Source organism: Glaciimonas sp. GNP009, from assembly GCF_054343755.1.
This window is the reverse complement of record NZ_JBTGUV010000004.1, coordinates 784,659-798,188: the sequence shown is the minus strand read 5'-3', so window position 1 is coordinate 798,188 and position 13,530 is coordinate 784,659. Positions and strand designations below refer to the sequence as shown.

At 51.7% G+C, this 13,530-nt stretch carries 8 protein-coding genes; 6 read left to right on the top strand and 2 right to left on the bottom strand.

What is annotated here, in order from left to right:
• Window positions 1-128 precede the first annotated feature (128 nt).
• The 5 genes from metE to ACXX82_RS04560 all read left to right on the top strand — a co-directional run bounded on the left by metE (window position 129) and on the right by ACXX82_RS04560 (window position 10,911).
• On the top strand, window positions 129-2,450 hold the full coding sequence (gene metE / locus ACXX82_RS04580; protein WP_458562511.1) for a 5-methyltetrahydropteroyltriglutamate--homocysteine S-methyltransferase: 2,322 nt from the start codon (window positions 129-131) through the stop codon (window positions 2,448-2,450).
• Between the two features lie 693 nt (window positions 2,451-3,143).
• Complete coding sequence (locus ACXX82_RS04575) at window positions 3,144-5,960, top strand: type VI secretion system Vgr family protein (protein ID WP_458562510.1); 2,817 nt, start codon at window positions 3,144-3,146, stop codon at window positions 5,958-5,960.
• Between the two features lie 63 nt (window positions 5,961-6,023).
• Complete coding sequence (locus ACXX82_RS04570; protein WP_458562509.1) at window positions 6,024-8,087, top strand: phospholipase D-like domain-containing protein; 2,064 nt, start codon at window positions 6,024-6,026, stop codon at window positions 8,085-8,087.
• Window positions 8,084-9,775, top strand: coding sequence for an SEL1-like repeat protein (locus tag ACXX82_RS04565; RefSeq protein WP_458562508.1), 1,692 nt, complete (start codon window positions 8,084-8,086; stop codon window positions 9,773-9,775). The genes ACXX82_RS04570 and ACXX82_RS04565 overlap by 4 nt, the downstream gene beginning before the upstream one ends.
• Window positions 9,775-10,911 carry an SEL1-like repeat protein gene (locus ACXX82_RS04560; protein ID WP_458562507.1) on the top strand — a complete coding sequence of 379 codons (1,137 nt, stop codon included), beginning with the start codon at window positions 9,775-9,777 and terminating at the stop codon, window positions 10,909-10,911. Before ACXX82_RS04565 ends, ACXX82_RS04560 begins: the two co-directional genes overlap by 1 nt.
• 63 nt (window positions 10,912-10,974) lie before the next feature.
• Here the strand turns inward: ACXX82_RS04560 and ACXX82_RS04555 are convergent, their stop codons facing one another.
• A complete protein-coding gene (locus tag ACXX82_RS04555) occupies window positions 10,975-11,772 on the bottom strand; it encodes an anti-sigma factor family protein (RefSeq protein ID WP_323506774.1) in 798 nt (265 codons plus the stop codon).
• Window positions 11,772-12,452 carry a sigma-70 family RNA polymerase sigma factor gene (locus ACXX82_RS04550; RefSeq protein ID WP_458562506.1) on the bottom strand — a complete coding sequence of 227 codons (681 nt, stop codon included), beginning with the start codon at window positions 12,450-12,452 and terminating at the stop codon, window positions 11,772-11,774. The genes ACXX82_RS04555 and ACXX82_RS04550 overlap by 1 nt, the downstream gene beginning before the upstream one ends.
• Window positions 12,453-12,629: 177 nt before the next feature.
• On the opposite strand from ACXX82_RS04550, the gene ACXX82_RS04545 reads away from it, so the two are divergent.
• On the top strand, window positions 12,630-13,529 hold the full coding sequence (locus tag ACXX82_RS04545; protein WP_322232399.1) for a metallophosphoesterase family protein: 900 nt from the start codon (window positions 12,630-12,632) through the stop codon (window positions 13,527-13,529).
• Window position 13,530 lies beyond the last annotated feature (1 nt).

Below are 13,530 nucleotides of genomic sequence, written 5' to 3'. Positions count from 1 at the left end.
TTGATTTTGACTATGAGTAAAATTCAAGTTGATTCTTAATATTTGTCGTTTGAATCATACGGCAAGTTACCTCAAACTACCAGCCATCGCATTCCAGCGCACCCACGCATCGTTTTTAAGGAAATATAATGGCACTAGCACACGTTTTGGGATTTCCCCGTATTGGCGCTCAACGTGAGTTGAAATTTGCACAGGAATCGTTCTGGCAAGGAACGACCGACGAGACTGCGTTGCGTGAGACCGGGGCAACACTACGCGCCCGTCATTGGAGGTCGCAAGCCGATGCCGGGCTGGATTTCGTCACCGTCGGAGATTTCGCATGGTACGACCAGGTCTTGGGTACTTTGGCATTGCTGGGTGCGATTCCCAAGCGCTTCGGGTTTGATCCAAAGCAATTGAAATTGGCCGAATATTTTACTTTGGCAAGAGGCGACAAGCAGCATTTTGCAATGGAGATGACCAAATGGTTCGATACCAACTATCACTATCTCGTGCCAGAGTGGAGTGCCGATAGCCAGTTTGACGGTGGCGTTAACTGGTTATTTGATGAGATTGCTGAAGCGCAAGCGCTCGGTTACCGCGTCAAAGTCGCGTTAGTCGGACCGCTGACGCTTTTGCATGTGGGGAAGGTGAAGTCTGACCGCAAGGTTGATGCTGAGCGCGATAATAAGCTGGACTTGTTACCCAGCGTCCTCGCCGGCTATAAAAAATTGCTCAGTCGGTTGCAGGTATCCGGCGTGGAAGTCGTTCAGATTGACGAGCCGATTCTGGCGTTGGAACTCGATAGCACCTGGATTCAGGCTTTCTCTCCGGCATACGCGGCGCTGGAACCGGATGCGCCACCATTATTGTTGACCACCTATTTCGGTGAAGTGCAAGAGCATGCCGCACTGCTGCGCGAGTTGCCCGTAATGGGCGTCCATCTCGATTTGGTACGTGGCGCTGGCCAACTTGATGCCATTACCCACGATTGGCCGGACGGCAAAGTATTGTCACTCGGTGTGGTCGATGGGCGCAATCTATGGCGCTGCGATCTCGATAGCGTATTGACCACACTCAAACCGTTGCAGGCGCAATTGGGCGACCGATTATGGATTGGCTCTAGTTGTTCGTTATTGCACGTTCCCGTTGATCTCAAATGTGAAGATAAACTCGACGTTGAGTTGAAAAGCTGGCTCTCATTTGCGACACAAAAACTATCAGAGATCGTCGCTCTAAAACTGGCCTTGAATACCGATAAGCTTTCAAACTGCACACGCGAAGTCGATGCGCAATTTGTTGCATCAAGGACGGCATTGGCAAGCCGACGGCACTCAACGCGGATTCACAATCCACTCGTGCAGAAGCGTATGGCAGCACTAACGGAAGGCGATGCGCACCGGACCAGCGCATTTAAAACACGTATCGATAAGCAGCAAGAAAAGTGGAAGCTTCCGCTATTTCCTACAACGACGATTGGCTCTTTTCCTCAAACGCAAGAGATACGCAAGTCGCGCGCGGCGTACAAGCGCGGCGATATTGGTCATCTGGATTACCTTGATCAAATGCGCGATGAAATTCGCCTGGTGGTACAAAAGCAAGAGGAGCTTGGTCTTGATGTGTTGGTACACGGCGAACCGGAACGCAATGACATGGTGGAGTATTTCGGTGAGCAATTGTGGGGTTACGCATTCACGGCCAACGGTTGGGTGCAAAGTTATGGTTCGCGCTGTGTCAAACCACCGGTCATTTACGGTGACGTGTATCGTCCAGAAGCGATGACTGTGGGATGGAGCCAGTTTGCTCAAACACTCACCGACAAGCCTATGAAAGGGATGCTAACCGGCCCCGTGACGATGTTGCAATGGTCGTTTGTACGCGATGATCAACCGCGCGAAACCACCGCGCTACAGATTGCCTTAGCGCTCCGTGACGAAGTGCACGATCTGGAAAAATCCGGTATCGGCATGATTCAGATTGACGAACCAGCGTTCCGCGAAGGCTTACCGCTCAAAGCAACTGAGTGGAAGCATTATCTTGATTGGGCTGTGCGCGCATTTAAGATCAGCGCCGCTGGCGTATCCGACGAAACGCAAATTCATACACACATGTGCTATTCGGAATTCAACGATATCTTGCCGTGGATCGCCGCCATGGATGCGGACGTCATTACAATAGAAACCTCTCGTTCTGATATGGAATTGCTGGATGGATTCGGTGAATTTTCCTATCCAAATGATATCGGTCCCGGCGTCTACGACATCCACTCCCCGCGGGTGGCGCAAGTCGACGAAATGGAACGTTTGCTACGCAAAGCCCGCGGTGTGATTCCTGATCAGCGGCTATGGGTTAATCCTGATTGCGGTTTAAAAACGCGTGGATGGCCGGAGACTTATGCCGCGCTGGAAAACATGGTCACGGCAGCAAGGCGGTTGCGGGCCGAGGTGGAAGCCGAGCGCAAGGCTGCTTAGATTTGATGATTCGGAAAGAATAGAGATAAATCTATGTCTGAAGTTATTTTATGACTAGCGTCTATTTGAAATTTCGTTTTGTGAATGTGCATTACATGGGTTTTTTATGCACAAAAGTGTACAGTAAAGGCGCAGTAAGTCACTGCGAATAATTGCAAAAATCGGAGGTAGCTTTAGTCGCTCGGATAAGCTCTGCTACAACGAGTATTTTTGTGAACAATTGAAGTATTTAAATATCAATAGTTACAGGCTATCGTGGCGACTTATACCACGTTAGTCTGGTAAGGCCTCATCCCCATGCCACCCATTCCATATAAAAAATCAGGCACTATTGAATTTTGGCGCCCTGAACGAACTGCATTAATACAGTGGTTTTTGAGATGCATTTTTAATGTCTCCGGATGTGGAGACGTAAAAATTATGCGACATAGTATTTCAATAAATTACACCAGATTAGTCGGGCAGGATGGCGTTGATTAGTATCGGCATAGAGATGATAAGATTGTCCCTGAAATAGATAATCGCGGATTATTCTTAATTTTGAAAATGGCATACATTTTCAGAAAGTTCTTAGCACTATTGATGATCATTACCGCTTAATATTGCCATAGAGTTTTTCACCTCCACGATTGCAAGATGCGATAAAGATTGCATTAAATCGTCCTCACGTTCGTAGCGGAAGGTCTTTCCCCAATGTCCAGCAGTCGCACTCTCAGCGCATCTAGCAGCGCTATTCCAACACGCCTGAATCAACCTGCGCTGGTGCCGATTAGTCTCTCTGGCACGGAAGGCATGAACGCATTATTCGATTACACCGTCGTGCTGATGACACCCGAATCCTTGATTCATCTGAGTGAAGATATCGGCAATGTCAATCTCGATGATTTCATTGGTCGCGAGTTAACCATCATGATTGCATTGGATGGCAGCGGTGGATTTTTCGACAGCGCATTTGCTGACAATCTGCTTGGCAACATCGGTGCTGGGACGCGTGAAATCTCCGGCTTGATTACCGCTGCCCGTGTGCTGCGTCAGGAAGGACGCCATGCGCTGTACGAAGTCACCTTGCGCCCATGGTTGCATCTGGCGACACTGACCACCGACTGCAAGATATTTCAGGATCAAAGCGTGATCGAGATCATCGATCTGCTGTTTGCCGACTACGCCTTTCCAGTCGACAAGCGTCTCATTGAGACTTATCCCAAACGCGACTATCAGACCCAATACAACGAAAGCGACTTTACGTTCTTTAGTCGATTGTGCGAAGAATGGGGAATCAATTATTTCTTCGAGCATGATAATGGCGTCCATCGACTGGTCTTAATCGACAGCATCGGTGCGCATAAGAATTCGCCCAGCAGCGCTTATCACGTGGTGCAGTTTCATACGGAAGGCAAACATATCGATGAAGAGTGTATTCATGCCTTTTCACCCGTACATCAACTTACCTCCGGCCAGTACACGACGCGGGATTATGACTACACAAGGCCCAAGGCCAATCTCACCGCCAACCGCTACGATCCCCGCCCCACTGCGCACAGTGAGCAAGCCGTCTATCAATGGCATGCCGACGCGCATTATAGCCAGCCGAAGGCGGGTTCCGGTTCAGCAAGCACCAACCCGGAAAGCCAGAATGATCCGTTTGCCGAAGGCGATTTCATCGCCCGTTTGCGCATGCAAGCCTTACACAGCGTCGGCCAACGAGCGCAAGGCCAAGGCCATCTACGCGGCATGGTGCCCGGTTGCATCTTTACATTAGAGCGCCATCCGCAGACCGCCGCCAATCGCGCGTATGTGATTGTCTCGACCACGCTGATAATCGACGAAGCCGCACAAGAAACCCAGGCATCCGACAATGCACACCGGCAACGTTATCGCGTCCACGTCGACTTTACGGTGCAACCGGCCAGCGAGAACGTGCGACCGGAACGGTCTACACCCAAACCGTTCACCCACGGTCCCGCCACCGCCACAGTGGTCGGTCCGCAGGGACAAAACATCTGGACCGATACCCTCGGGCGCATCAAGATCCAGTTTCCATGGGACCGCCTCGGCCAACACAATCATCAGAGCAGTTGCTGGGTCCGCGTCGTCGCACCGTGGGCTGGCAATCAACTCGGCGGCATGCATATTCCGCGCATCGGTCAGGAAGTCATCGTCGACTTTCTCGGTGGTGATCCCGACTTGCCGCTATGTACCGGACGGGTGTACAACCAACTCAATACGCCACCGTGGGCATTGCCGAGCCAGAGTGCGCTATCCGGATTTCGCTCACGGGAACTGACACCTGACGGCGGCAATGCCGCCAGCGGACGCAGCAACCATCTGATCATGGATGACACCGCTGGCAAGATTCAGAGCCAGCTTAAAAGCGATCATCAGCACAGCCAATTGAGTTTGGGCCACATTACACGCATCGAAGACCACGCCGGTCGCAAGGAATCCCGCGGTCAAGGATTTGAACTGCGCACCGACGGGCATGGCGCAATCCGTGCTAAAAACGGTCTGCTGATCAGCACCGAAAGCCGCCCCAATGCCAGTCGTCACATCACCGATCTGGGCGAGACGGCACAGCGCCTGATCGATGCGCACGGCCAACAGAAAAGCCTCGGTGAACTGGCGCAGCAACATGGTGCGCTTGAAGCCGATGAGCACAAAGCGGTCACCACTTCACTCACCGATCAGAACGATGCGATTCAAGGGACCGTTGGCGAGGCCAAAGACGGCAGCTTTCCCGAATTAACCGCACCGCATCTGATACTCGCCAGTCCAGCGGGGATCGCTACCACGACGCCGCAATCGACCCACATTGCCAGCGGTGAACATGTTGCGATCACCAGCGGACAGGATATAAGTTTGTCGGTCGGACAGCGGCTCATCGCGAATGTGAAAAATGGCATCCGGCTATTCACCAGCAAAGGCGGTATTAAGGCCACGTCAGCCGATGGGAATATCGACATTCAGGCGCTTAAACACAGCGTTAATTTACTCGCCAAACTAAATATTACCCTCACCGCGAATCGGATCGCTATTAACGCCAAAGAGGAGGTCGTAATCAATGGCGGTGGCAGTTATACCAAATGGAGCGCCAACGGAATTGAAAGTGGGACGAACGGCGGTTGGGTCGCACATGCCGCCAGTCACGCAAATATGGGCGCAAAGAACGTGACGATACCCATATTGCCAGAGCCGGTAATGGTGAAAGAGCAAATGGTCTTTGATCTTCACACTGTAGCTGGCCTAAAGCTGCTTGCGCCAGAACCTTATGCCCTCTATCGCGATGGCGCCTTGCTCAATCAAGGCGTCACTGATGCATGGGGACGAATCGTGATTGACAACCATACCAAGACTAGTCGCTACGAGGTGGAATGGGCAGACGGTAATCGTTTCACCTTGCCCGTAAGCGCACACCCGGGCGAAGCACAACACCAGCTGTCGCGAAAAGGCTTGCGCCAATTGGGCAAAACAGATGATGGCCGGGATTCGCAAGTCCGTAATAGCAAGAACTAATAGCAACAGCTAAAGCACAAACTATTTTTTCGATTTACCTGAAAGCCAAAAGACAGGAGTTCCATGCCACCGAATATCAAAGACCTATTTTTTACTGAAACGACCCATGTTGATGAAGTCAACTGTCGGGCTACCATGAGTCGGCAATGGTTATTGGAGAATCGTAATGGTGTTGGTCGGCATCCGATTTCGGTCGACAATCACCTCGATTTTTATATCTGCGCATCAGAAGCATTTCCCCACATTGTTAAAGATATCAACGGGGCTATAAAAAGCATTGATTTGATCTGCTGGGGTTTTGATCCCGGTATGGAAGTGACAGATCGCAACGCAAAGGATTGGCCGCGTAGTACCACTTACGGCGATTTATTGCGTGAGAGAGCCAGTAAAGGCGTGACGGTGCGTTTGCTGGTGTGGTTCGCTGATGGATGGTTTGGCCCTATTGGTCGTGTGGCAAGCAATCTTTACGGTCATCCTAAATGGGGGCGGGCCAACAAGAGCGACCCCAACTATGCGCGTGCCAAATTTTGTGAAGACTGGTGGGATGATGCGATGGCGGGGCGTATTCCCAATCTGCATGTGCGTTATCGCTCAGCTGATGCTGGAGCGATAACGGCGAGCTTGAAAGGAGAAACGCCACGGTTTACGGATATTGAAGTGTTAGGCCTGATCCGCGTAGCAACGCATCACCAAAAGCCGATTCTGATTGATGTCGAACTGCGAGAGGAAGCGGTCGGCTACGTGATGGGACTCAATTCCACCACCGACTATTGGGATACGCCTGCGCACCTTTATAACGATGAGCGACGCGGGCATCAACGCGAAGGCGGAGCGGATAAGCGCAATCCTGGGCTCGGACTTAAACCATTCCGTGACTACGCGATTCGGGTGAAGGGTAAAGCGCTGCATTGCCTGAACCGGAATTTTGTGACCGCATGGGATAAGGCCAAACGGAACTGGGACCCTGTGCCTGAATCCTCTAAAGTGTCTGCCATACAGGGAGAGACGGGCAAGAAAAATTCCAATACTAGCCGTGCCAAACTTGTTAAAGACATGTTGGACGAGACCTTCAAGGGCCCGATTGTCAAACTGGGCGGAGGCGACAGTCAACCGGGCTGGTTGCAGTCCGCGCGGGAGGCGATCACGCCGGATGCTTTTAGGCTTCTTCCTTCCGGCACAACGCGGCAGATGGCGCAGATCGTGCGTACCCAACCGGAAGAGTCGGACAAAACTATTCAGGAAGCCTACTGGCTGGCCACCAGTCAGGCGCGCAATTATCTCTATATCGAAAATCAATACTTTCAGTACACACCATGGGCAGAACATCTGAAAGCCATGCGTAAGCGTTATGTTAAGCGTATGCGGGAATGTGGATGGGGAGCCAATGTTCCCGATTTATATGTTTTTATCGTCATTCCCGAAGCCGAGCGCCACGGGATGGTCCCGCGCACCTACGATACCGTGGCCGAACTGGGCCAAGCCCAGACCATGAAGAACTACGATGAGGCAGTCAGGCAGCAACGTGAATGGAGTTTGGGCTTTTTCAATCAATGGATTGCGACTCCTTTCAAGAAGCTTATGTCGCTTGGGAGGCTGATACCGTCAATTGACGAGATCACCAAGGGGGATATTGTCGACTCGGCTGCGCGCATCCCGGTAACCGAGGCGGAGTTGGAGGGGATGGGCATCAAAATCCTGATCGCCAAGCTGTATACGCAGGATTCGCATTCGAACCGATGTCGTGAAATTTACATCCACAGCAAACTGATGATTATCGATGACGTGTTTTTAACGCTCGGTAGCGCCAACATGAACGTGCGCAGCATGGTGGTGGATAGCGAAATCAACATCAGTTGTGTGAATGCGGAATTTGCACGGGGCGCACGGACGAGGGTATGGGGAAATTTGGCGGGAGAGGAGTTGGATGGCAGCCAAAAGAGCATCAAAGAAGTCCACCGCGACTGGATAAAAAAAATGAAAGAAAATGCCAAATTTGTTGATAAACAAAATGGGCGGATTCAGGATTTCATCGTCACCTACTCCGACCAGCGAGGGGGAACTGGCGTTACTGGCGTCCGCGTGGCGCAAGCCCCTGCTGCCGCTACCTATAACGAGGCATTGGCATGACAGTCCAATGCAGTGGGCAACCGGTTTGGAAAAATGGGATGCTCACCTTGCTCAACGTTATTTCACCCGCGCCAAACCGGACCCGATGCGGATTAGGCCGCTGGTCATCAGCGCTTTTTCTTTTTATTTCACTTACACTGACAGCCTGCTCCATGGATAACACACTTCCCCGTCACCAAATTCCCCCGCTTTTTTTTCCACACCGTACCGAGTTCCTCTGCAAGCATGAATTGACGGTAACGCCGCCAGTGGATCCGCAGGCAGAAATCTGGTATCAACAGGCGGTGGCGCTGGACACGCCCACGCTCTGGAAGGAGGACCGTGACTGGCCGCAAATTCTGGCGCTGTACACCAAAGCAGCGGAGCGCAAGCACTGGAGGGCGATGAACAATCTGGCAACGTTGTATCAGACCGGGGTGTGGGGGTTGATCGATTCGGATAAACTCTTGGTGGCACGACAACCGCAGGTGGCGATGGCACTGACAGAACAGGCGATGCAGATGGGCGTACCGCTGGCGTACGCGGTGATGGGCAATTATTACGCCGATGGCTTTATCGTCAAGCCCGACCCAACCAACGCGTGGGCTTTCTGGCAGCAAGCCGCGGAGATGGGAAGCAGTTATGCCCAGTTCACGATAGGGCGCAGTTTGAATTCTGGTAGCGACGCGCCCGAACGTGGTCGGTGGGCCAATGTGCCGATCGCCCTCAAGATGCTCGAATGTGCGTTTTCACAGGGCAATGGAGATGCCGCGGAGGAACTAGGAATTGAATATAACCTTTTCATAAAAGACAAACCGCGCGCACTTCATTACCTGCACGAAGGCGTCAAATTCGGGAGTTGGGGGGCCGCAAATTATTTGCGCAGCGAATTTCAATCAGTCGGCGGCCTCTCTCCTTATGGTATCGATAATTCACGCGCTGAGCGCTATGACATATTTAATGATGCCATCGAACGTAATCGCGATCTCCGCTTCCCCAACCTGGACAAAGTGTTACCTTTACCACCCGCCGACCTGCCGCAATGGAACGGTAACAAAGAAGACCTGATCAACGCCGCCAAACAGGTCGTGCCAATCCCGCCCCCTCCGGCACCCACGCCTGGAGCGGACTTAACCGGCCGTGCACATATCCCGCAAGGGTGGGTATTGCCAGAATATCCCAAGGTGCCCTATGCTTTGTTGAGAGAGGGGCATAATCATGTGTCATCGGAATACGAGGGCGTCAGAGTGCCTTTTAGCGGCTATTGGCTGCCTCAGTTACTGGCGCGGACCAGCTATGAGGATCTGCTTTTTGATCGCCAGCAGGCCCCGCAACGCTATACCGATAACGAAGGGTTCGACAATCTGCGCCATTTTCTAGGGCCAAAATCCGGCCGTATCATGTGGCATTTTAGAGGCGATCCCGAGCAGTTACCGGTCCCCGCCCGTATCGGACAACTCAGCAGCGGTGAATGGCGCGAAGCGCGGGCCAATCCGGTCCGCACTGAGTGTGACGGGGCAGAAACCTGTCCCCACACCGGCATCTGGCAACCGCTCTTGCCGGACGAACATCCCCTCAAAGCACTGGTTAACTGGCGCTGGCGCCAAACCTGGGCCGTCAAGGGACAACCTTTTCCCGATCCGCAGCAGGATTGGCTGGTGGATGTAGCGAACTATGCGGTGAAGTGGCGATTGATTGAGATGGGGTGATGAGTATGACGCTGCGATATCGCCTGCGACGTTTTATTCATCGACTACTATTAACGCTATCTTCGGCAATGGTGCTGTCGCTTCTCGTGCTGTCCGTAGCATCGTGCTCCATGGATAACACACTTCCCCGTCACCAGATTCCCCCGCTTTTTTTTCCACACCGTACAGAGTTCCTCTGCAAGCATGAATTGACGGTGACGCCGCCGGTGGATGCGCAGGCAGAAATCTGGTATCAACAGGCGGTGGCGCTGGACACGCCCACGCTCTGGAAGGAGGACCGTGACTGGCCGCAAATTCTGGCGCTGTACACCAAAGCAGCGGAGCGCAAGCACTGGAGGGCGATGAACAATCTGGCAACGTTGTATCAGACCGGGGTGTGGGGGTTGATCGATTCGGATAAACTCTTGGTGGCACGACAACCGCAGGTGGCGATGGCACTGACAGAACAGGCGATGCAGATGGGCGTACCGCTGGCGTACGCGGTGATGGGCAATTATTACGCCGATGGCTTTATCGTCAAGCCCGACCCAACCAACGCGTGGGCTTTCTGGCAGCAAGCCGCGGAGATGGGAAGCAGTTATGCCCAGTTCACGATAGGGCGCAGTTTGAATTCTGGTAGCGACGCGCCCGAACGTGGTCGGTGGGCCAATGTGCCGATCGCCCTCAAGATGCTCGAATGTGCGTTTTCACAGGGCAATGGAGATGCCGCGGAGGAACTAGGAATTGAATATAACCTTTTCATAAAAGACAAATCGCGTGCACTCCATTACCTTCACGAAGGCGTCAAATTCGGTAGTGTAGGTGCTGCAATTTATTTGCGTGTTGAATTTGAGCAAGTCGCAGGGCTTGGGCCTGATGGCATCGATACTTCACGCGCTGATCGCTATCTAGTCTTCAGCGATGCACTCGGACGCAATCGCGACCTCCGCTTCCCCAACCTGGACAAAGTGCTGCCTTTACCGCCCGCCGACCTACCACAATGGAACGGTAACAAAGAAGAGCTGATCAACGCCGCCAAACAGGTGGTGCCAATCCCACCCCCTCCGGCACCCACGCCCGGGGCTAACTTGACCGGCCGTGCGCATATCCCGCAAGGGTGGGTATTGCCAGAATATCCCAAGGTGCCATGGGACTAAGCGATAGAGGAAACAATTAGGAGTAGCTACAATCAGAACAAAACCGCTTAATCGGAGTAGCGACTATCCAGCTTGCTTAATCTGTGACGTTAGCAGCGTTCCAAAGGTCGTTAAATTTACTACCGCTACATCGGATACTGCCCAATAGGTCATTCCACTGATTGTCCAGTGCGCGAGATGATAGCCTTGCCGGGTTTCGGTGCGTGGTACGGCGTCGTGATCGCTAGTTGGCCAAATATACAAATTGATGGGATGTAGCTGGTGATGGTAAATCAATGCAGCTACCGGGCGACCATTGATATAGTCGAGTCTTCCGCCTGTCAGTGGATACCCTTGTGGGGCAAGATCGAATACAGGGGGAGAAAAATTCAGCTTACCGTTGAACCACGGTTTGACCGTGTGACGGTCGGTGGAAATGACGTCGGACAGATGGTCTACTTGTAACGAGCGGACGTGGCTAGCTACAATCTCTTCCGTCAATTGATCTTGTGCTGATGGAAGCGAGAGAAACATGCTGACACTCCAGAGCGCAGCAGCCAGAGTTGCTAGGAATGCGCCCACGTTGAAGCGGTCCAAATGCCAGCCGAATCTCTCGCCAGGTCGCCAACGTTTGGCGGTGGGCGCAACAAAGGTTGATCGCTCTTTTGGTAATGCTTCGCTGATTCTTTGCGCGAGACCGGCGGGTGCTTCAAAGTGAAATGCAGCGGATTTTAACTCGGCACTAAGTTGACTTTGTTGCGCAAAATCTTGTTGACATTCGAAACAGTTATTCAAGTGACGCTCGATCTGTATCGTCTCTGATACCCCGAGTTCTTGATCGACGTAGGCGGGTAAGAGTTCAAGTACTTCGTCATGTTCCATCAAATCCCCCGCTGCATTGATGTTATCGGTAGGTCGGATGATGCTTGCTTTACCGCCGATGTAATTGGTGCCGGTTGAACTAGCGGTGCTTGGCTAGGAACGGGGTTAGCCTCGTTAATCTTATTTTTTTTTGCCGAATTGGTTGGCAATAGATTTTCTCGCAATGTGCTTTGCAATAAACCACGACCGCGTCCCAAGCGTGACATCACCGTGCCAACCGGAATGCCGATGATCACTGAAATTTGCTTATAAGAAAGCTCTTCCAGTTCGCGTAGCACCATCACCTCCCTAAATGCCAACGGCAACGCTTGCAAGGCACGCAATAGTTGCGCCTGACTATCTTTTTGCAAAAGTATATTTTCCGGATTGTTATCAAACTGGTGGGAGATACCAATATTTTCGCCATCGATACTGTGACTTTGTTCATCGAACTCGGTATTTTGCGTCGGATTTTTCTGATGCCATGTATAGAAAGTATTTCGGACAATAGTTAGGAGCCATGCACGACCATCTTCGCCATAAAAACTATCAAAAAAAGTAAACGCCCGCAGATAAGCCTCCTGCACGATATCCTCAGCATCCGTTCCATTGCGCGTGAGCCATCTAGCCAAGTTAAATGCCGAGTTTAAATGCGGCATCACAATGGCTTGAAAGCGCATTTCTTTGGATAACTTCGTCATGCGTAGATTTCCCGTGTTCTCTCTATCATACCGCTCGAGGTTAAATTTTATTCCCCAAATGACGAAAAATAGTTCTGTCCTTTTTTTTGAGGTATTTGGGAATAAATATTCCTTAATGCTGGTATTCGCTTTACCGTTCAAATGATCGGCGACTATGGGAAAACCGAGGAGATTCACATGAGTAATCAACTAAACAGACGCAGTTTTATCCGACTTGCCGGTCTGGGTGGTGCAGTATTTGCTTCAGGTTTGAGTGGTTGGGCAAGCGCGGCGAATAGTTCAGGTAATACTTTAGAAAACTTCTTTTTTGTGCAATTGTCTGACACGCATTGGGGCTTCGAGGGCGCACCTAATCCAGATGCACGTGGCACTTTGCCAAAAGCTATCGCGGCTGTTAATGCACTGGAGCAATTGCCGGACTTCATCGTATTTACTGGCGATTTGACACATACCACAGACGATCCGCAGGAACGCCGGAAGCGCCTGACAGAATTTAAAAAAATAGTCTCAGAGTTAAAGGTAAAGCAGGTTTATTTTATGCCCGGTGAGCATGATGCCGGACTGGATCAGGGCGCAGCTTATCAGGAATTTTTTGGCAAAACGCATTACACCTTCGATCATAAAGGAGTGCATTTCATCGTGCTCGATAATGTTTCAGATCCGGGTGCAAGTATTGGCGAAGAGCAACTGAATTGGCTCGCAGCTGACTTGGATAAATTAGCGCCAGACGCAAGAATCGTCGTGTTTACGCATCGTCCATTATTTGATCTTTACCCGCAATGGGATTGGGCTACGCGGGATGGTGCAAAAGCGATCGCGCTATTGATGCCACACGCTAACGTCACAGTGTTCTACGGGCATATTCATCAAGAAAATCACCACATGACCGGTCATATTGCGCACCATTCCGCAAAGTCTCTCATTTTCGCGTTGCCCGCGCCTGGATCACAGCCAAAGCGCACGCCACTGGTCTGGGATAGCGCACAACCGTATCGCGGTTTAGGTTTTCGAGAGATTGCCGCAATCCAAAAAAATCCTGAGCTCAATCTAACCGAATTGCCGATTGCGAAGGGGTAAT